This window comes from Leifsonia poae, assembly GCF_020009625.1.
GTDB classification, from domain to species: domain Bacteria; phylum Actinomycetota; class Actinomycetes; order Actinomycetales; family Microbacteriaceae; genus Leifsonia; species Leifsonia poae_A.
In genome coordinates this window covers 122,341-142,525 of record NZ_JAIHLP010000002.1, presented here as the reverse complement: position 1 = coordinate 142,525, position 20,185 = coordinate 122,341, and the positions used below count along the sequence as shown (strand labels likewise).

Genomic DNA, 20,185 nt, shown 5'->3' with positions numbered 1-20,185 from the left:
AGTTTAACGGTCGGATGCTGAGAGCACGCGCTCATTCAGCCGCCCGCGTACCTCCGGCCACTCTTCGGCGAGGATCGAGAACAGCACGGTGTCGCGCAGGGTTCCGTCCGCACGCCGCATATGCCGACGCAGAACGCCCTCGAAACGCGCCCCCAAGCGGTCGATCGCGCGCTGCGAGCGCTCGTTGCGCACATCGGTCTTCAGCTGGATCCGCCCCGCTCGCAGCGTCTGGAACCCGTAGCCGAGAAGCAGGAGCTTGGTCTCCGGATTCACGGCCGACCCCCACACCGAGGGCGCATACGCCGTCGACCCGATCTCGAGGCGCGCATCCTGGGCGACGATGTCGAGATAGGAGGTCTTGCCGATCACGGTCCCGACGGCGAGGCCGCGGATGGGCACGGAAGTGCGCACGAGCCACTGGAACTGGGGCCCGGGATCGCTGAGAGCCGCCAGCTGTTCGGCCAGCGCCGCCGGCGAGGCGGGCCGGCCCGCGAGGAAAGCCCAGACGCGATCATCGTCAAGCGCGGCGAACAGCTCGGCGGCGTCCTTCTCGGGATCGTGGACCCCGGTGAGCGTCACGACCCGACCGTGCAGCTCCGCGTTCGGGTCGAGCGGCCAACCGAACTCCTGCCAGGGCTCATCGCGAGGACGCTGATCCTCGATGGGCACGAAGGCGCTCATTCGTCCTGCGTGTCGATCGAGACGACATCCCCGCGAAAGTCGAAGCTCACGGTGAGCAGCGCATCCGTCTCGTCCGGACTGATCGAATAGTCGAAGGTGGCGAACACTTCGTCTTCGTCGGCGTGGTCGGGCTGGATGACCACGCGCAGCAGCTGGAGCGAGCGGAGCACATCGACAGCGATGTCGCCCGAATTGTGCACGAGGAGCTCCACCAGGCTGTCGCCGAGCTTCTCCACGTGGCTGTCGATGTAGGTCGTCGTCGCCGACGCCCGCGAACTGAGCTCGGCGATCAGCGCATCACGGGCTCGGGCGTCGAAGCCGTCGAGCGCATGGATGAGCGAGGCCGCCGCATCCAGTGCGAATGCCGGAACTGCGGCCTCATCGTCGGCGAGGAGGTCGACCTCCACCACCTGCTCGGTGACGTCGATGCTGTCGGACCAGGCCAGACCGCCGCTCGCCGTCTCGTCGATGATCCCGAAATAGTCGTGTTCGATGGCCATGTCGCTCCCTACCCCACCAATTGCTGCGCGAAGACGTGCGGCGTGAAACCGGTGAGGTCGTTGATCCCCTCGCCCTGCCCGACGAGCTTGATCGGAATGCCGGTCTTCTCCTGCACGGCGAGCACGAATCCGCCCTTGGCCGACCCGTCGAGCTTGGTGAGCACGAGCCCGGTCACACCGGCGTGTTCGATGAAAGCCTCCGCTTGGGAGAGCCCATTCTGGCCGGTCGTCGCGTCGAGCACGAGGAGCACCTCCGAGATCGGGGCCTGCTTCTCGACGACGCGTTTGATCTTCGAGAGCTCATCCATCAGACCGCCCTTGGTCTGCAGGCGACCGGCGGTGTCGATGATGGCGATCTCGATCCCCTCCTGTTTGGCGCGCTCAACGGTCTGGAAGGCGACAGAGGCCGGATCCTGCCCCTGCTGCTGCGGGCGCACGATCTGCGCACCGGCGCGGTCGGCCCAGGTGGCGAGCTGCTCGACGGCCGCCGCACGGAAGGTGTCTGCGGCTCCGACGATGACGGTGCGGTCGTAGGTGCGCAGGAATTTCGCGAACTTGCCGATCGTCGTGGTCTTGCCGACGCCGTTGACCCCGACGACCAACACGACCGCAGGACGTTCGCTGAGCTTGAGAGTGGTGTCGAGCTTCGAAAGCCGCTCCTCCAGGCTCTCGCGCAGCATCCGCTGCAGATCGGCCGGGTCGGTGGTGCGGTACCGTTCGACCTTCGCGCGGAGGTCGGCGACGATGGCCTCCGTCACATCCGGTCCGAAGTCCGCGGTGATGAGCGCCGTTTCGAGGTCGTCCCAGGTGTCTTCATCGATCGTCTTCTTCGAGAACATGCCGCGAAGCGCGCTCGACAGCGACCAGGGAGTGCGTTCTGCCATGGGCACGAGCCTAGTTGTTACGGTGTGACCATGTTCTCCCTCGTGGCGCTGTCGGCCGAGCTGGCCGAACAGCTCGTCGCCGTGCAGGAGACGGGTGACGACGCGGTGCACCAGGCGCGCACCCGGGTGCGGCGCCTGCGCAGTGTGCTCCAGGTCTACCGCCGCGCCTTCCAAAGCACGGCGGCCCGTCGCCTGCGACAGCGGCTTCGCGAGCTCAGCACGGCCCTCGGCGAGGTCCGCGACCTGCAGGTGAGGGCGAGCGCTCTCTCCGGGCTCGCTGCGGCCGGCACCGGGAACGACGGCGACGATGTGCTACTCCGCATCGCCGACGAGTCCGGTTCGGCCGCCGAATCCGCCCGTCTCTCGCTGCTCGCCGACCTCCGCCGAGCCGATCGCCGCGAACTCCTCGCCGAGCTGGAGGCGTTCGCATCCGCGCCGCCGCTGGGCGAGCACGGGCAGAAGCACCCACGCCGGTTCGCACGTCGCGCACTGGCCCGAGCGGCAGCGGCGATCAAGCCGCTTGGCCCCGACGACACGGCCGACCGGTTGCATGAAGCGCGGAAGGCCGCGCGGCGACTCCGCTACGCTGCCGAGGCATCCGTCGATGTACTGGGGCGTTCGGCCGTGAGGCTCGCTGCCGCGGCCGAATCCCTGCAGGAGTCGCTGGGGAGGGCGCGCGACCTTCAGCTTTTGTCCGAGTTCCTCGTGCGCCGGGCCGCGGCACCCGCGATGCACTCTGGGGAAGCGGAGGCGCTCACGCGCCTCGCGGCCGACTGTGCCGCGCAGTCGGCCGGCATCCTGAGCACACTCCCCGAACAGTTCACGGCCATCACCGCCGCCTGAGGAAGTCCACACGCTCGTCCAGCACCGGATCAGTGTGACCTTCTAGCGTTGGGGTGTGAGAGTCCGGTCCCTTGTGAGCGTGCTGGCGTCAGAGATCGCCGCTCCCGTGGCCATCGGCCTCCTGACCGCCGCCGTGCTGGCCGTCGCGCTCTCCGCCCACGGGCAGCAGATCTTCTTCTACGACGGCGACTCTCTCGTCCTCCCCCTGTTCCGTCAGTCCATCGCAGCCGGCCAGCCGATGGAATGGGTGATGTCGTCGCAGCTCTTCCTGCTGCCGGAGCTTCCGCTCTACCTGCTCTGCTCGGCGATCGTCGGCGGCTCGGTCAAAGCCGCTCTCGCGCTCAACGCGATCCTCAACTCGGTTCTGCTCTACGCCCTCTTCCGGGCCTGCGCCGCGCACATCGGCTGGCCACGCCGCTGGCACCGGATCGCCGCGCCGATGCTGGCCTCGCTGGTGTTCCTCGTGTTCGTGGCGCTCGAGATCCGGGGAACCCAGACGAACGGTTCCGTCGCCACGTTCACCCTGCTCACCACGTACTACTACGGCGCGACGATGACCGCGCTCGCCTTGCTGGCACTCGCACTGTGGCTGACTCGGGCGTTTCAACGGACGACCCCGGTGCGATCCCCTCGGTATGGAGTCTTCGCCGCGGCTTCGGCGCTGCTGCTCGGCGTGCAGACCGTGTCGAACCCCCTCGTGCTCCTGCAGTTCGCGGTACCGTTCCTGGGCGCCCTCGCCTTCGCCTCCCTCCTGCACGTGCTGCCCTGGCGGATGACGGTACTGCTCGCCGCGCCGCTCCTCGCCGGCGGCGCTGCCGGCTATCTCGCCCGCTTCGCGCTGTCACGCTACCTGCTGCCGAATGCCGGCTCCTATGTGCATTTCTCGCAGATTCCGGAGAGCCTGTCGTTCTTCGCCGGGGTGCTGCGAACCTTCGTCAGCACCCCGCTCGGGATCACCGAGGCCGTGCTCCTGCTGCTCCTCCTCGGCGCGGCGGTCGCCACCGGCATCCGGTCTCTCCGCGAGCCGCACCGCTCGCCCTCCGGCGTCGTGATCCCGGTGTTCGTGATCGGCTCGGTGCTTGTGACAGTGGTCGGCAGCGTGCTCGTCGGCAGCACGGCCACACGCTATCTCGGTCCTGTCTTCGTGTTCCCGCTCCTCGTCCTCCTCGCTCCGGCGCTCTGGCGCCGGAGCGCCAAGCGCGCGCATCGCGTCATGCGGATCACTGCGACCGTGGCCGGCGCCGCGGTACTCCTCGCCTCCGCCATGGTCGCCACCCCGGCTATCGCCACGCTGACGACCATCACCGCGCAGAGCGCGAGTCCCGGGCTGAGCTGCCTGCAGAGGTGGATCGGCGACCGGAACATCGTCGGGGAAGGCTCCTATTGGGCGTCACGCGCCCTCGATGTGTACGGAACGGGCCGCGTCGACGTTCTTCAGGTCGACAGCACCCTCGGCGCCCGCGCGTGGATGACGAACCTCGCCTCGTTCCGCGATCGAGCGCCGTCGTACTTCATCGTGGATGCGCCCTCCCGCCGCGCGCTCGCCATCCGCCTGCTCGGAACCCCGTCGGCCGTGATCGATTGCGGACCGTTCCAGGTGTACGACTACGCGGGAACGGCCGGGCAGAACCGGATGACCGTCAAAATAGCCTCGAGCGCCCGCTACCAGCTGACCAGGCGGGGGTACGCCGACCCGGTGGAATCCGCGGAACGCTAGCCGAGTGGCGGCCGGCGGCTCAGGAAGCCTGCTCCTGAGCGACGCGCTGGCCGACCACCGCCGAGACGCCGTCCTGCCGCATCGAGACGCCGTAGAGCGCATCTGCGATCTCCATCGTGCGCTTCTGGTGCGTGATGACGATGAGCTGGCTCGTCTCCCTCAGATCCTGGAAAATGGTGAGCAGGCGCCCGAGGTTCGCGTCGTCGAGTGCCGCCTCCACCTCGTCCATGATGTAGAACGGGCTGGGGCGGGCCTTGAAGATCGCGATCAGCAGCGCCACCGCCGCCAGCGAACGCTCACCGCCGGAGAGCAATGAGAGGCGCTCGATCTTCTTGCCGGCCGGTTTCACCGACACCTCGATGCCGGTCGTGAGCAGATCGTCGGGGTTGGTCAGCGAGATGCTCCCGGTGCCGCCCGGGAACAGGATGGGGAAGACGTAGCCGAACGCCTCCTTGGTGTCTTCGAAGGCCGACTCGAAGATCACCTGCATCTTCTCGTCGATCTCTTCGATGATCGTGAGCAGGTCTTTGCGGGTGTTGCTGAGGTCGGTGAGCTGCTCGGTGAGGAACTTGTGCCGTTGCTCGAGCGCCGCGAACTCTTCAAGGGCCAACGGGTTCACCCGGCCCAGCTGGGCGAGCTTGCGCTCGGCGGCCGCCAGCCGCTTCTGCTGCCGCTCGCGGTCGAACGGAACGGTCTCCACCGCAGCGGCGGGTTGGGATGCGTCGCCGGGTCCGTCCCGGTCATCAGCATCGGGCTCCGCCGCCTCCCGTCGGTCGATGTCCACCGGGATCGGCACCTCGGGCCCGTACTCTGCCACGAGCACGTCTTCGACGAGTCCGAGCTCGCTTCCCGCGCGCTCCAGGAGGCTGGACAGGTGCAGCTTCTTCTCGTAGATCTGCAGTTCGAGCCCGTGCACGCTCTCAGTGATCACCTGAAGTCGCTCACGCAGCGCGTTCTCCTCGCGACGCAGAGCCGAGAGCTCCTCGTTCTGGGTCGCCCGCCGCGCCTCGGCGCCGGCGAGTTCGACACGCGCCTGCGCGACCGACCGGTCGACCGAATCGAGCACGGCCGGCAGCGCGTCGATGACCCCTGTGGCGGCCTCCACCTGGCGACGACGGATAACGGCACGCCGTGCGGCCTCCTCCGCGGCGGCCCGCTCAGCGTCGAGCTGCCGGGCGAGGGCCTCTCCTCGGGCCTGCTCGGCACGCACACGCTCCTTGGCGGTCTCGACGCCGAGCCGTGCCTCCACTTCGGCCTCCCGCGTGGCTTCCAGTTCGACGGACAGCGTGTCGCGCGCGCTCACGTCGAGGATGGGCCGCGGTCGCGACCGTGCCGTCTCGAGCTCGGCCTTGGCCTTCTCGGCTGCGGCCCCGGCCTCGGCCACGCGGTCGCCCGCCAACGCCAACGCAGTGTTCAGCCGCTCGAACTCTGCCTGTGAAGCCTCCAACTGAACCTTGAGCCGGTTCAGTTGCTCCGTCTGGGCGGCCAGCCGGGCATCGAACTCGCGCAATGACGACAGGGCAGCCTGCGACTGCTCCTTCGCCACCTGCAGCACACCGCGCTGCTCGGCGAGAGCGAACCTGGCGCGATCGATCAGCGAGGTGACCTCGGCGAGCCGGTCGTCGGTCGCGTCGCGATCCGCGATCAGCTCGATGCGGCTCTGCTTGGCACCGGATCCGCCGCGCAGCACGAAATCGGTCAGCACCTCGCCGGTCTTGGTGATGATCGTCACCGGGCCGCCGAGCCGCCGCCCGCCATATGCAGCGGCCGCCGCCCGCGCTGAGGGCAGGTCGTCCGCGATGGCGGTGAACCCGAGGATGCCGAGCACACCACCGGGCGCCTCGACCACCGACCGGGCTGCGACGACCCCGTCGATGCCCCCCAGGTCGACATCCGACGCCACCGCGTCGGCGATGATCACTTCGACCCGGCCGAGCTCGTCGGCGGTGGCGTGGGCGATGGCCGCGAACGCGCCGTCTCGGTCGTGCGCGAGCACCGCGTCCGCCAGAGTGCCGAGGGCGGCCGCGATCGACGTCTCAAAGCCAGGATGCACGCGGATGTGCTCCGCGACGAGACCGGTGACCCCGGGCAGTCGGGCGGCGACCAGGGCGGCCGAACCGTCCTTCTGATCGAGGGCGAGCGAGAGCGCACTGGTGCGGGCGGCGAGGGCGTCGCGCTCCCGCTCCAGCGTGTGCAGGTCTTCGCGCAGGCGTTCGATCTCACCTTCGGCCTCGAACACATCGGCTTGCGCGAGCTCGTAGGCTTCGTCGAGGTTGCCCTCGCCGACGTCGGCGGTCGCCGCCTCCGCCTCCCGCGCGGCGAATTCGGCGCGCGCCTTCTCCCGCCGCTCGGTGGCGGCATCGAAGGCGTTCTGCTGCCGAAGGACCTCGCCGCGAACCGCCGCCAGCCGCTGGGCGGCGGCGTCGGCCTGCCCGCTCAGCTTCGTGATCTCCAGGTCGTGCCGGGAGACGAGGGCGCTCTGCGCGGCGATCTCCTCATCGACAGCGTCGAGGCGAGACCGCGCGGCCCGGGTGGTCGACTGTGCGGTGACCCAGGCGGCCTCCGCCGTCGACACCACGGTGCGCAGACGCTCCACCTCGTCCCGCGCGTCCTCGACCATCTGCGGGCTCACTCCGGGACGGGATTCGGGTGCCTCGGCCTGACTTCCGAGCAGCGCGAGCCGCTGGTTGGCCATCGTGTACAGATTGCGCAGTCGCTCCTGCACCGACTCGAGCCCGAACGCCGTGCGCCGGGCGGCATCCACCTCGTCGCCGACCTGCGCCTGCTCCAACCGGGCAACCCGCAGCTGCTTCTGCTCCAGTTGCTCCTGCAGCACGATCCGCTCGCTGTGCCGCTCCGATTCGGTCCGCCCGTGGTCGTCGAGCGCCGTGCGCAGGGTCACCACCTCGTCCGCCAACAGGCGGGCCCGCGCGTCACGCACGATCGCCGCGATCGACTGGGCTTCGCGCGCGATCTCGGCCTGATGCCCGAGCGGCTTCAGCTGGCGCCGGATCTCTCCCGCGAGATCGCTCAGCCGCGTCAGGTTCGTCTGCATCGCCTCCAGCTTGCGGAGGGTCTTCTCTTTCCGCCGGCGGTGCTTCAGGATCCCCGCCGCCTCCTCGATGAACCCGCGGCGGTCCTCCGGGCTGGCGTGCAGCACCGCGTCCAGCTGCCCCTGCCCGACGATCACATGCATCTCGCGCCCCAGACCGGAGTCGCTGAGCAGTTCCTGCACATCGAGCAGGCGGCACGCGGAGCCGTTGATCGCGTACTCACTTCCGCCGTTGCGGAAGAGCGTGCGCGAGATGGTGACTTCGGAGTACTCGATCGGCAGAGCACCGTCGGAGTTGTCGATGGTGAGGGTGACCTCGGCGCGGCCGAGCGGGCCGCGTGTGGAGGTGCCGGCGAAGATGACGTCCTCCATCTTGCCGCCGCGCAGCGTCTTCGCCCCCTGCTCCCCCATCACCCAGGCGAGCGCATCCACCACGTTCGACTTGCCGGAACCGTTGGGGCCGACCACGCAGGTCACGCCCTGTTCGAACGCGAACGTCGTCGCCGTCGCAAAGGATTTGAACCCTTTGAGCGTCAGGCTCTTCAGATACACCCGGCGCCCCTCATCTCTTTCGTCCCTCGAACACCTGCGCCAAATTTACCCGACGCGACCGCGATCACAGCGCCAGCAACGCCCGCGGACCCCGCACGAGCCTGATAAGCCGGTCAGACCGGCCCGGAAAGCGTCCCGACGAACCGGGTGCGATGGCGAACAACCGGAAGTAGGCTGAGGCTTTCGGGAGGGCGGGGAGGTGCCGACGGATGACCGAAGCCGGCCGCACCGTCATCGCTGAGCTCCCCGTCCCGTCGCGTCTCGGCACCCCGGAGTCGGCCGCCTTCGAGGAGATGGTCGCTGTTCTCAACGGTATCTCCGTGGAACTCTGGCACAACGAGGACTTCGTGGTCACAGCCGAAGCCGAACTGGCCGGTTTCCGGGCGCAGGAGTTCCGCGAGCTCATGGCGTTCGTCGCGGTCGTCGACGGCGCCATCGTCGGCCGGGTGCTCGCGATCTTCCCCTCGAAGAGAACGCAGTGACCGCCACTCTGCTCGTCCACGTCGTCCCTGCGCTCCGGCGGCGCGGAATCGGATCAGCCCTGCTCGCGAAAGGGGAAGATCTGGTCGCCGACGGCGGGCGCACCGTCATCTCGGCGTACACGGAGCATCCCGCTGCCGCCCTCCGTGCCGCCGCGGCCCACGACAGGGGCCGCGTGCACGCACCCATCGGCAGGGACGGGCTGCCGGCCGGGTCGCCGGAGGTGGCCTTCGCACTCCGCCACGGCTACCGTCTCGGGCAGGTGGAGCGTTCCAGCGAGCTGGCCCTCCCGCTGGCCGCGGAACGGCGTGGCCGGCTCGTCGCCGACGCTAGAGCGCAGTCCGCCGACTATCGAACCATCACCTGGTGGCGCACGGTCCCCGACGACCTCATCGCCGACTTCGCCGCTCTCAAGGCACGGATGACGGTCGACGTTCCGCAGAGCGGCATCGAACTCGACACCGAGACCTGGACGACGGCCCGCGTGCGGGAACACGAGAACGAACTCATCGCGCGGGGCGAGCCGCTGCTCGTAACCGCAGCCCAGCACCTCCCGAGCGGAACCCTCGTGGGGTACACCGAGATCGCGGTGCCCGAAGACGGCGACAAGGCCGAGCAGTACGACACCCTCGTCGCGCCGGCCCACCGCGGACATCGACTGGGCACGCTGCTCAAACTCGAGAACCTCGACCGGTTGGCCGAAGTCGCGCCGCACATCCGTCGCCTGCTCACCTGGAACGCCGCCGAGAACACCCCCATGCTCGCGGTCAACGACGCCTTCGGTTTCCGCCAGCACGGGCTCACCGGCACCTGGCAGAAGTCTCTCCCGTGATCTCGCAAACGGCGACTACGGACGCTGGCAGCGCGGGCAGAAGTGGGAGCCGCGGTTCATGAACTGCTCGCGCACAATGGTCGTTCCGCAACGTGGGCACGGCTTTCCCTGCCGACCGTAGGCGTTGAGGCTGTGTGAGAAGTAGCCGGAGGCGCCGTTCACGTTCACGTATTGGGCGTCGAAACTGGTCCCGCCCTCCGCGAGTGCCTTCGACAGCACCAGACGCACCTCGGCGAGCAGAGTGGTGACCTGTCGCTCGCTCAGGGACGCGGCGGGCTGCGCATAGTGCAGGCAGGCGGCCCACAGCGCCTCGTCGGCGTAGATGTTGCCGATGCCGCTGATGAGGGTCTGGTCGAGCAGGGCACGCTTGATCCCCGTGTTCTTGCGGCGGAGCGCGGCCGCGAACGCGCTGTCGTCGAACGCCGGGTCGAGCGGGTCACGGGCGATGTGCGCCACCTGGGAGGGAACCAGCGGCGCATCGGTGCCGAGACCACCCGCAGCACCGTCCGCGGTGGGCACGAGAACGTCGACCGCCATCGACCCGAAGATGCGCTGATCCACGAAGTTCACCCAGAACTCGCGCCGCCCGCCCGGGGAGGTCGACGGCGCTTCGATGTGCAGCCGGATGCGCAGCAGCCCGTCTTCGGCGAAGCCCGGCTCCCTCAGCAGGATCTGCCCGCTCATCCCGAGGTGGGCGACGATCGCCTGCGGAACGCCCGTCGCCGAGAGCGGGATCCAGAGGAACTTGCCGCGCCGCACAGGCATCGCGAGCACACGCCCTGTGACAAGTGCCTCGAACGAACCCGTCAGGGGGTCGTGCCGACGCAACGAACGCGGCTCGAACACGTCGACACCGAGTACGGTCGCATCGCGCACGGCGGGGGCGAGCCCCGCCCGCACGACCTCAACTTCGGGAAGCTCGGGCACGGCGCTGGGTGAGTTCGGTCCAGGCGGTGAGCGCCGCAGACATCTCCGCCTGCTTCTTGCTCGTGCCGTCGCCGCTGGCGGTCACCAGACCGTTCACCTCCACGGTTGCGTGGAAGGTCTTGCTGTGGTCGGGCCCGCTGTTGGTGACTGTGTACACCGGAACACCGGCTCCGCGGTGCGCGGCGGCCTCCTGCAGACTCGTCTTCGGATCCATCGCGGCGCCGAAACGCTGCGGGTCGTCGAGCAGCGGTTCGACGAGCCGAAGCACCAATGCGGTCGCCACCTCGCCTCCGGCGTCCAGATAGGTTGCGCCGATGATCGCTTCGACCGTGTCGGCGAGGATCGACGCCTTATCGCGGCCGCCGCTCTGGTTCTCCCCCCGGCCGAGCCTGAGATGCTCCCCCAGCCCGATCGTGCGGGCCACTTCGGCCAACGCCACTGAGCTCACGAGACTGGCACGGCGTTTGGCGAGATCGCCCTCGTCGAGGAGCGGATTCTCACGGAACAGCTTCACTGTGACGGCTTGACCCAGAATCGAGTCGCCGAGGAACTCGAGGCGCTCGTTGTTCGGGATGCCGCCGTGCTCATACGCGTACGAGCGGTGGGTCAGCGCAAGCTCGAGAAGCTCGGGGTCGATATCGACCCCGAGCTTCTCGATGAGTACGCTGCGGTCGGCGCCCGCCTCAGTAGAGACGTCGACTCCGGCCGGGGCGCCCGTGCTCGACGAGCGCTGACCAGACGAGCGGTGGCTTGGCAACCGACTGCTTAGACGTCGGCGACCTTGCGGCCCTTGTACTCGAGGAACAGGGCGGTGCCCGCCGAGTCCTCGACCACCTTGGCGCGGTGCGGCAGGCTGTAAGTGACCTTGCCGTTCTCGATGGTCTTGACGAGGGTGGGGGCCTCAGCCTTCCACTGCGAACGACGGGCGTGCGTGTTGGCGCGCGATTGTTTCCGCTTGGGAACAGCCATGACTATCTCTCTTCTCTGTCTCTGTCGGTGTCGGCAGGAACATCCTGCTTCAGGTTCTCGGTGGAACCAGCACTGGTGTCGGAAGCCTGGAGGGCCGCAAGCGCAGCCCACCGCGGATCGGTGGTCTGCTGGGGTTTGCGCTCCGGTACATCCGCCAGCCGCTCCCCGGTCTCGGGGTCGAGTCCCGGGCAGTCTGGCCGGCACACCGGCTGAAACGGCAGTGCTAGCACCACCGCGTCCCTGATCAGAGGTTCAAGATCCACGTGGTCATCGTGAACCTCAAAATCAAAAGCTTCGTCAGAAGAATACGCGAAAAGTTCCTGGATATCGACTTCGACAGGCTGTTCGATGTCGATCAGGCATCGCCCGCAGACACCGCTCGCCGTGGTTCGGGCCTCTCCGGAGACCAGAATGCCTTCATGCATCGACTCCAGACGGAGGGCGAGATCTATGGTCGCTCCGTCCGGAACGCTCACCAGACCCTCGCCCAGCTTCTCGTCGACCGGAAGGGTCAGGTCGAGCTCGCGCATCTCGCCGGGACGGTGCACGAGGTCGTACACATTGACGGTGTACGGCGTGGTTCTGAACTTGGTCACGGTCAACCATTTTACGCTTCAGCTCCTGACAGTTGCCCCCGGCGACCAATCGGAGGGGATCAACGACACGGGTACGAGGGCTGCCTTCACCCGCAAGGCGCGGCCGGCCTGGTGTTCGAGCGCCTCGAGAACCTGCGCAAGATCATCGCCGAGGCCCGTCACGGTCCCCCGGGTGGGCGGACCGAACGCATCCCGTTCGCGTATCTCCAGCAGACTCGTGATGGCCTCTTGGCCGGGTGTTCCAGCGACGGCCGACGCTATTCGGCCGGCGAACGCTCGCGGCGTCTCAGTGTCGGGAACCGCCCACCCGAGATCGCGCGCCGTATCGCGCAACTCGTCCCAGGCTTCCGCGGCGCCCGCAGACCCGTCGCCCAGCCGTCGCAGCCGGTTGCGGCGCCTCACCCGCCTCAGTACCGCCGGGGTCAGCAGCAGTGCGACGATGAGTACCGCGACGCCGAACCCGGTGGCCACCGGCTGCACCGGCGAGGTGTCGGCCGACCCGGTGGGGTTCGGCACGTTCGTCGGGTCCTTCGGCACCACGGGGCGCGAAGCCGAAGTGGAGGAGGATCCCGGAAGCGGTGCGGTCACCGGTGTTGTGGCCTCGGGCCGCGTGTAGCTCGGAATCGTTCCGCGCCCGACCGTCGGCTCGAACGAGACCCAGCCGACGCCGGCGAAATACAGTTCGGGCCAGGCGTGCAGATCGTCGCTGGTCACCGTGTACTGACCGGAAGTTCCCGTGGTGCCGCCGCTGGCGGTACCGGGAAGATAGCCTTCCGCCACACGCGACGGGATGCCGAGGGCGCGCGCCATCAGCGCCATCGCCGACGCGAAGTGAACGCAATAGCCGCTCTTGACCTCCAGGAACTTCGCGATCACCTTGGCGCCGTCACCGTCATAGCCCTGCTTGAGCGGGGTCTCGGTCGAGTAGACGAACCCGTTGTCACGGAAGTAGTCCTGCAGGGCGACGGCTTTGTCGTACTCCGAGACGGCGCCGGCCGTGGCGGTGCGCGCCGTCGACGTGATGATGGCCGGCAGGTTGGGCGGCAGGAACAGGTCGCGTTTGATCGAGGCGGGAATGAACCCCCCAGCCGCCTGCAGCTGCGCGGCCGTCGGCTCCAGGATGAGACTGGTCGCGGTGTACCGCTGCCCCTGCGTCGACGAGTTGATGCCACCGATCGTGAGGTCGTCCGGATCCCATGACCAGGTTCCACTCAGCCCTTTGACGCCCTGCACCGGGTACGGAACAGGAAGCCACCTGCTCTGCATGTTGTCGATCTGGACGTCGGTGGTGATCTTGGTCGTCTTGATCGTGGCGGAGAGTCCGAAGACCGGGCCGATCGTATTGCCGGCGGGCAGACGTTTTGTGTCGCGTTCGTGATGGTTCCAGACCGCCCCGGTGAACTGGTCGAGGGAAGCGAGCTTGAGGTACTGGCCGGTCGGCGCCGTCGTCGTATAGGTGAGCGTCTGCACGGCGGCCGGCCGGCGCAGGTCACGGCCCAGGTCGATGAGCGGTGTCACTGTGCCGCCGATCGAGATGCCGCCGGCTGTGAACGACGTCGCGCCGCCGCGCACGAAACCGGGTGCGGTGCCCGCGATCACAAGCGCGACGACCACCGACGAGGCAGCGATCGACAGCGCGGCCGTCGATCTCGGCGTTCCCGGCCGTCGCGTGCGCACATCGCATCGGAGCAGCCAGAGGAAGGCGAGCGCCGACAGCGCCAACGGCATCGGGTCGAGTCCGTCCCCGAGCAGGGCGGCGGGCACGAGGAGGACCAGCCCGACGGCGACCGCGGTGAAGGCCGGCGCCCGGAACGCGATCGCAGCGAGATCGAGCAGGATCGCCAGGATGCATCCACCCCCGACCACGAGGAACATGAACTCCGGCAACTCCTCCGCCGGTGTGCCCTGCTGCGCGATGGACACCATCGCCTGGTTGCCGAGCTCGGCGAAGCGGGCGAAGGTCGCGGGCATCGGGATGAGCCCGAGCAGTCCGGTGCCCGCGCCGAACGTCACCGTCATGATCATCAGTGCTTCAACCGCGAGCAGAACAGGGACGATGGGGCGCGGGACACCGAGCATCCGCAGCCCGGCGCCGGCAACGAGGATGAGCGAGGCGGCGAACAGCAGCGCGAACCACCAGCCGGGGCCGTCGATCAACCCGATCAGGCCGAAACTGACCGCGAACACCTGCAGCAGGAGGGCTGCGGTGATGCGCCAATAGCCGGTGCGGTCCGATCGCACCGCCGGCAGCGTCACGACACCGGCCGCGGTCTCACTCGCCATGCTGCACCACCACCCGTTGCCCTCGGAGGGCACGCTGCCAGCACTCCGCCGGGTCGTCGCCGGCGGTGAAGGGCACGCAGAGCCAGCCGGAGTCGGTCAACACCTCCGCGACGACGGGAGGGGCCGAGGCCGCGATGAAGGCCACAGCGGGATCGCACATGGATCGCAGGGCACCCAAGGCTCCCAGCTCGTCGATCGATCCTCCGATGATCATCGCGAACACCGGGACGGCTCGACCGGAGCGACGCAGACCGGCGGCCAGCTCGGCCACCGACTCGTCCCGTCCTTCGTCGTCTCGCTCGACCGCGGCGAGATCGGCGAGGAGCATCCGGTCGGCGCCACCGACATCGTAGGTGGGGGTCGCCGAGCCCAGCGTCCCGGTTCGCCCGGCCCCGCTCCGGCCGGAGAGCTGGCGCGGCCCGCTCTCCACCACGCTGACGACGAACGACTCATCCAGCAGATGCACGCCCACCGAGGCGACGAGGTCGACCAGGGTCTCGAACTCGGCCTCGGTGCCCGCGGGGGCGGTACGCGTGTCGAACAGGATCCATGCCTCGGGGTTGCTCCGACGTTCCTCCTGGCGCACCATGAGCTTGTCGTGGCGCGCTGTCGCCCGCCAGTGCACGCGACGCAACGGGTCACCCGGCCGGTACTCGCGGGCGATGAGTTCATCGGCGCTCGGGATGCTGTGCCGAAGCAGCTCATGCTCCGTGCCTTCGCTCCGCGCGACGTCGAGGTCGCCTTTCGAGAGCGCGCTCACCCGCGGCGTCACCACGAATTGGCGGGGTTGGCCGAGCGCATACTCCGCATAGGCGAGCCCGAACGGGTCGGTGCGACTCACGATGAGCGGGCCCACCGGATGCGCTCCCCGACGGAGCGCGCGCACATCCTGGCGCAGCACGATCGTGTCACGCCCGTGCGAGACGTTCGCCTGGTGCGCGCCCAGACGGGGAAAGGGTGCGGAGGGCTGCACGCCGACTGCGGGCGTTGCGAACTCGCGCCACCGGGCCGCGGGGCTGGGGCGCGGTGACTCGTTGCGCGCGGTCGTGACGACCGTTGCGGTCTCCCCCACGGCGACGACATCCGGGTGAAAGCTCCGCGTCACCGTGAGTCGCGGACGGTCGACCGTCACCGAGATCATCGCCGCCAGCGGAAGGATCGTCAGGAACAGCCCGACGAAGAGCACATCGGTTCGGCCGAAATATGCGGAGGCGGCCAAGGCGACGACCCCGACGGCGAACAGCGCCCCGCCCCGAAGCGTCGGGCGCGGCTTGCGCACCGGCGACGACGAGCGCGGATGCCGGGCCACGGTTCAGCCCGCCGCGCCGACTCTGGTTTGGCCGGATGCGCCGGCGCCGATGGCCCCCGACCCGACGGGCACCGGAGTCGACGCCACAATGCGCCGCACGATGTCGGCGATCACCGGGGCGCTCTCGTGGTGGTGGCCGAGCGCGCGGCTGGTCGGGAGCAGACGGTGACCGAGCACGGGCACGGCCAGCGCGTCGATGTCGTCCGGAAGCACGAAGTCGCGCCCATCGAGGGCAGCCTTCGCCTTCGCCGCACGCACGAGCTGGAGGGTCGCCCGCGGACTGGCACCCAGGCGCAGGTCTCGGTCTTCGCGGGTGGCTCGCACGAGGTCGACGGCGTACTGCTTCACCGGATTGGACGCGAACACGCCCCGTGCCGTCGTCATCATCGCCCGCAGTTCCACGGACGTCACAACCGGGCCTATCCGCGAGAGCGGACTCGATGTGTCCCTGGTCGTCAGCATGGCGAGCTCCGACTCGTCGTCCGGGTAGCCCATCGCGATGCGGGCCATGAACCGGTCGCGCTGCGCCTCCGGCAGTGCGTAGGTTCCCTCCATCTCGATCGGGTTCTGGGTGGCAACAACGATGAACGGTGCGCTGAGCGGGTAGGTGGAACCGTCAACGGTCACCTGCCGCTCCTCCATACACTCCAGAAGCGCGGACTGGGTCTTGGGGCTCGCCCGGTTGATCTCGTCGCCGATGACGATGTTGGCGAAGATCGCGCCCGGCTTGAACTCGAACCGGCGCTCCACCTGGTTGTAGACCGACACGCCAGTCACATCACTCGGCAACAGGTCGGGTGTGAACTGGATGCGGCTGACAGTGCAGTCCACTGATTTCGCCAGCGACTTCGCCAGCATGGTCTTGCCGACGCCTGGAACATCCTCGATGAGGAGGTGGCCCTCGGCGAGCAGCACCGTCAGCGCCGTGCGAACAGCGTCGTGTTTGCCGTCGATGACCGATTCGACATTGGTGGTGATCTGCTCGGCCGCACGACGCAGTTCGTCGAGCTGCATGGCCGGAGTCGCGCTCTGCTCCGCCTGGGCGGGTGCGACGGACGACTCCGTCGGCTGTCGTGTCGCGTAACTGTTCATGTCTCCTGCAGATACTCGTAGACGGCGGAAGGGACGTACGGGCTCACGTCACCGCCGAGCGCGGAAACCTGACGCACGAGCGAGCTGGAGACGTGGGCGTTCGCCGGATCGGGGAGCAAGAAGATCGTCTCGACCGCCGCGAGATTGCGGTTCACGATCGCCATCGGCGTCTCGTAGGCGACGTCGACCTGCGACCGAATGCCTTTGACGAGCACATGCGCTCCCACATCCGTGCAGTAGTCGACGAGCAGCCCGACACTCCACGACGCGACGACGATGGTGCCCGCTATGCCCGCATCCTGGATGGAGCGCTCGATGAGCGACACCCGCTGCGCGATCGGCAGCAACGCAGATTTGTCGGGGTTGTGCACCACGAGGACGTGCACCTCATCGAACAGGCCGGCGGCGCGCTCGATCACGTCGAGATGCCCGAGCGTGACCGGGTCGAACGATCCAGGGACAACGGCGATCCTGTTCATAGAACTTCAGACTATCCCGCCGCACCCGGCATTTCGTTGTGAATCTGTTACCAAAATGCAACCGGCGTGTCGCGAACCGATCGTCCGGTCAGGATTTCGCGAGGAACGCCCGTTCGCTCGCGTCGAGACGCCTCGCCAGCGCGGCCGCCAGCGCCGGATGGTCTGCCAGTCCCCCGCCGGTCTCCAGCGTCTGGCGCGCGACCTCGCGGGCCTCGGCGATGAGTTCACCGTCTGTCACGACGCGGAGCAGCCGCAGCGACGATCGGCCACCGGACTGCCGACTGCCCAGCACATCTCCCTCCCGACGCAACTCGAGGTCGACGGTGGCGAGTTCGAAGCCGTCGAGGGTCGCCGCGACGGCCTCGACCCGCTCGCGGGCGAGCGTCTCCTGCTCGGCCGAGGTGACCATCAGGCAGAGACCGGGAACACCGCCCCGGCCGACCCGGCCGCGCAGCTGGTGCAGCTGCGAGACACCGAAACGATCCGCGTCGAGGATCACCATCGCCGAGGCGTTCGGCACATCGACACCGACCTCGATCACCGTTGTCGCGACGATGAGGTCGAGCGTGCCTGCGGCGAACGCGCGCATGACCTCGTCCTTGACATCGGCCGCGAGCCGGCCGTGCAGCACCCCGATGCGCGCGCCGGCGAAGAGAGGATCGGCGCGCACCTGCGCTGCGACCGCCTCGACGTTCGCGACCGGCCGTGTCGGTGCCTCGCCGGGCTCCTCCCCGTCGTCTTCGGTCTCCTTGCCGCTGATCGCCGGGCACACCACGAAGACCTGCCGGTCTTTGCCGATCTCTTCGGCGGCACGCTGCCAGATCCGCCTCTCCCAGCCCGGGCGGTCGGCGAGGGGAACCACGAAACTCTCGATCCCTTGACGGCCTGCCGGCAGCTGGGCGATCGTCGACACGTCGAGATCGCCGAACACGGTCATCGCGACGGTGCGCGGGATGGGCGTGGCCGTGAGCACGAGCACATGCGGCGGCACTCCCCCCTTCGCCCTCAGCGCCTCCCGTTGCTCGACCCCGAACCGGTGCTGCTCGTCCACCACGACGAGACCCAGGTCGAAGAACGTCACCGCGTCACCGAGCAGCGCGTGCGTTCCGACGACGATGCGCGCCTGCCCCGACACCGTGCGCAACAGCGCCTTCTTGCGCTCAGCGACCGTGAGCTGGCCGGTGAGCAGCGTCGGCATCAGCCGCGCCGCAAGATCGGGACCGAGCACCTTCACGATCGAACGCAGATGCTGTGAGGCGAGCACCTCGGTCGGAGCGAGCAGCGCCGCCTGCCCGCCCGAGTCGGCCACCGCGAGCATCGCCCGCAGAGCGACGAGCGTCTTGCCCGACCCGACCTCACCCTGCACGAGCCGGTTCATCGGGGCCGACTCGGCGAGGTCGCGCGCGATCTCACCGCCGACCACATCCTGATCGTCGGTCAGCGAGAAGGGCAGGGCGGCATCGAACTTCTCGAGGAACCCGCCCGGCGTCGGCACCCGCGGCGTGGCGGCAACCCGGCGCGCCGCGGCCCGCTGCTGCACGAGGGCCGTCTGCAGCACGAATGCCTCCTGGAAACGCAGTGCATCACGAGCCCGCTGCCAGTGGGAATCCTTCTCAGGGCGATGGATGCGCTCCAGCGCCGTGCGAAACGGCAGCAATCCACGCTGCGCGGCGATCTCGCCGGGCACCGGATCGGCGACCGGCCCGAGCGCGTCGAGCGCGAGCTCGACACCCTTCTGCATCTGCCAGCTGGCGACGGTTCCAGTCGCGGGGTAGATCGGGATCGGAGTCTGGGCCCAGTTCTTCGCGGCCTCCGTTCCGACGGCGGCCGACGCAGCGTCGTCGGCGTCGAAGAGTTCATAGTCGGGGTGAGCGAGCTGCAGCGCACCCCGGTAGTCGGAGACCTTGCCCGCGAAGATGCCGCGCACACCGGGCACCAAGTCTTTCGCCCGCCAGGCCTGGTTGAAGAAGGTGAGCGTCAGGATCCCCTCGCCGTCGGAGATCTTCACCTCGAGGATCGACCCCCGCCGCGCCCGCATCGAGCGCTCCTGCACCCGGATCACCTCGGCCACGATCGTGACATTCTCGTCGATCGGCAGATTCGCCAGTGCGGTGAGTTCTCCGCGGCGGGCGTAGCGGCGCGGATAGTGGCTGAGCAGGTCCGCGACCGTGCGCATCCCGAACGCCTTCTCGAACGCTGCCGCGGTGCGTGCACCCAGAACGCCGGTCAGCCGGGAGTCGAGCGTGACTGTGTCGACCGACGCGCCCTCGCCTGCCGGAACCGCCACGGAACTCATGCTTCGATCGTACCGGCGACCCCCGTCGGCGCGGCGATCCGTTCGTCTCCGCTCGGTCGACGTGGCCGGCCCCGGCTCCCGGTAGGCTCAGCACCACCATGACACGCATCATCGCCGGGTTCGCCGGATCGCTCGCCCTGCACGTGCCGAAGAGCGGAACCCGGCCCACCAGCGACCGGGTTCGGGAGGCGATCTTCTCGGCTCTCGAGGCACGCGATGTGCTCGTCGGTGCGCGCGTGCTCGACCTCTACGCCGGATCGGGAGCGCTCGGCCTCGAAGCCGCGAGTCGCGGCGCCGTGACCGTCATGCTGGTGGAGCGCGACGGCGCCGCCGCCACCATCTGCCGCAAGAACATGTCTTCGCTGCTGAAGGCCGCCCCGCGCGACTCGAAGCCCAAGATCGAGATCCGGGCCACCGCCGCTCAGACTTTCCTCGGCAGCTCCGGGTCGACTTACGACCTCGTCTTCATCGACCCCCCGTACGACGTTCCGGAGGACGAGGTCGAGTCGATGCTCGCAGCGCTCGGCCCCCGTCTCGGTCCGCACGCCACCGTCTGCCTCGAGCGCAGCACCCGTTCGCCGGAGCCGGTGCTTCCCGCCGGCCTCGAACTCGACCGCCGCAAAGACTACGGCGACACCGCCCTCTATTGGCTCGCCCCCGCGTGACGCACGGTCGCCGCGCATCCGCCGGTGG

The 20,185-nt window shown here is 68.7% G+C and carries 18 protein-coding genes; 5 read left to right on the top strand and 13 right to left on the bottom strand.

Features of this window, described 5'->3' with window-relative positions; translation table 11 throughout:
• Positions 1-3: 3 nt before the first annotated feature.
• From K5L49_RS01340 to ftsY, 3 genes are read right to left on the bottom strand one after another with little or no spacing between them, the layout of a single operon-like run.
• Positions 4-669, bottom strand: a complete 666-nt coding sequence (locus K5L49_RS01340; RefSeq protein ID WP_223690246.1) for a GNAT family N-acetyltransferase — start codon at positions 667-669, stop codon at positions 4-6.
• 8 nt (positions 670-677) lie between these two features.
• Positions 678-1,181, bottom strand: coding sequence for a DUF2004 domain-containing protein (locus tag K5L49_RS01335; RefSeq protein WP_223690245.1), 504 nt, complete (start codon positions 1,179-1,181; stop codon positions 678-680).
• An 8-nt stretch (positions 1,182-1,189) separates the two neighbouring features.
• A complete protein-coding gene (gene ftsY, locus K5L49_RS01330) occupies positions 1,190-2,065 on the bottom strand; it encodes a signal recognition particle-docking protein FtsY (RefSeq protein ID WP_223690244.1) in 876 nt (291 codons plus the stop codon).
• Between the two features lie 30 nt (positions 2,066-2,095).
• Here ftsY and K5L49_RS01325 point away from each other — a divergent pair, with 30 nt between their 5' ends.
• Together K5L49_RS01325 and K5L49_RS01320 are read left to right on the top strand one after the other, a co-directional pair.
• Positions 2,096-2,908: a CHAD domain-containing protein gene (locus K5L49_RS01325; RefSeq protein WP_223690243.1), complete on the top strand. Its 813-nt coding sequence runs from the start codon at positions 2,096-2,098 to the stop codon at positions 2,906-2,908.
• A 55-nt stretch (positions 2,909-2,963) separates the two neighbouring features.
• Positions 2,964-4,625, top strand: coding sequence for a hypothetical protein (locus tag K5L49_RS01320; protein ID WP_223690242.1), 1,662 nt, complete (start codon positions 2,964-2,966; stop codon positions 4,623-4,625).
• Positions 4,626-4,644: 19 nt separating this feature from the next.
• Here the strand turns inward: K5L49_RS01320 and smc are convergent, their stop codons facing one another.
• Positions 4,645-8,229: a chromosome segregation protein SMC gene (gene smc / locus K5L49_RS01315; RefSeq protein WP_223690241.1), complete on the bottom strand. Its 3,585-nt coding sequence runs from the start codon at positions 8,227-8,229 to the stop codon at positions 4,645-4,647.
• Positions 8,230-8,438: 209 nt separating this feature from the next.
• On the opposite strand from smc, the gene K5L49_RS01310 reads away from it, so the two are divergent.
• On the top strand, positions 8,439-8,711 hold the full coding sequence (locus K5L49_RS01310) for a hypothetical protein (protein ID WP_223690240.1): 273 nt from the start codon (positions 8,439-8,441) through the stop codon (positions 8,709-8,711).
• Positions 8,708-9,541 (top strand): GNAT family N-acetyltransferase, encoded by an 834-nt coding sequence (locus K5L49_RS01305; RefSeq protein WP_223690239.1) that lies wholly within the window; start codon positions 8,708-8,710, stop codon positions 9,539-9,541. The genes K5L49_RS01310 and K5L49_RS01305 overlap by 4 nt, the downstream gene beginning before the upstream one ends.
• Positions 9,542-9,556: 15 nt before the next feature.
• Here the strand turns inward: K5L49_RS01305 and mutM are convergent, their stop codons facing one another.
• The 9 genes from mutM to K5L49_RS01260 form a co-directional block, all read right to left on the bottom strand.
• On the bottom strand, positions 9,557-10,468 hold the full coding sequence (gene mutM, locus K5L49_RS01300; protein ID WP_223690238.1) for a bifunctional DNA-formamidopyrimidine glycosylase/DNA-(apurinic or apyrimidinic site) lyase: 912 nt from the start codon (positions 10,466-10,468) through the stop codon (positions 9,557-9,559).
• Entirely contained in the window at positions 10,446-11,126 is a 681-nt protein-coding gene (gene rnc, locus K5L49_RS01295) for a ribonuclease III (RefSeq protein ID WP_223695211.1), read from the bottom strand. The genes mutM and rnc overlap by 23 nt, the downstream gene beginning before the upstream one ends.
• A gap of 107 nt (positions 11,127-11,233) precedes the next feature.
• A complete protein-coding gene (gene rpmF, locus K5L49_RS01290) occupies positions 11,234-11,437 on the bottom strand; it encodes a 50S ribosomal protein L32 (RefSeq protein WP_223690237.1) in 204 nt (67 codons plus the stop codon).
• Between the two features lie 2 nt (positions 11,438-11,439).
• Positions 11,440-12,033 carry a YceD family protein gene (locus K5L49_RS01285; protein ID WP_374107667.1) on the bottom strand — a complete coding sequence of 198 codons (594 nt, stop codon included), beginning with the start codon at positions 12,031-12,033 and terminating at the stop codon, positions 11,440-11,442.
• A gap of 18 nt (positions 12,034-12,051) precedes the next feature.
• On the bottom strand, positions 12,052-14,316 hold the full coding sequence (locus tag K5L49_RS01280; RefSeq protein WP_223690236.1) for a transglutaminase family protein: 2,265 nt from the start codon (positions 14,314-14,316) through the stop codon (positions 12,052-12,054).
• Positions 14,306-15,625 carry a DUF58 domain-containing protein gene (locus tag K5L49_RS01275; RefSeq protein ID WP_223690235.1) on the bottom strand — a complete coding sequence of 440 codons (1,320 nt, stop codon included), beginning with the start codon at positions 15,623-15,625 and terminating at the stop codon, positions 14,306-14,308. The genes K5L49_RS01280 and K5L49_RS01275 overlap by 11 nt, the downstream gene beginning before the upstream one ends.
• 3 nt (positions 15,626-15,628) lie before the next feature.
• Positions 15,629-16,717, bottom strand: coding sequence for an AAA family ATPase (locus tag K5L49_RS01270; protein ID WP_223690234.1), 1,089 nt, complete (start codon positions 16,715-16,717; stop codon positions 15,629-15,631).
• Positions 16,714-17,196, bottom strand: coding sequence for a pantetheine-phosphate adenylyltransferase (gene coaD, locus K5L49_RS01265; RefSeq protein ID WP_223690233.1), 483 nt, complete (start codon positions 17,194-17,196; stop codon positions 16,714-16,716). The genes K5L49_RS01270 and coaD overlap by 4 nt, the downstream gene beginning before the upstream one ends.
• An 88-nt stretch (positions 17,197-17,284) precedes the next feature.
• The gene (locus tag K5L49_RS01260; protein WP_223690232.1) at positions 17,285-19,492 is read right to left on the bottom strand and encodes an ATP-dependent DNA helicase RecG; all 2,208 of its coding nucleotides are present in this window, start codon (positions 19,490-19,492) and stop codon (positions 17,285-17,287) included.
• A gap of 98 nt (positions 19,493-19,590) precedes the next feature.
• On the opposite strand from K5L49_RS01260, the gene rsmD reads away from it, so the two are divergent.
• Positions 19,591-20,157, top strand: coding sequence for a 16S rRNA (guanine(966)-N(2))-methyltransferase RsmD (gene rsmD / locus K5L49_RS01255; protein WP_223690231.1), 567 nt, complete (start codon positions 19,591-19,593; stop codon positions 20,155-20,157).
• Positions 20,158-20,185: the final 28 nt, after the last annotated feature.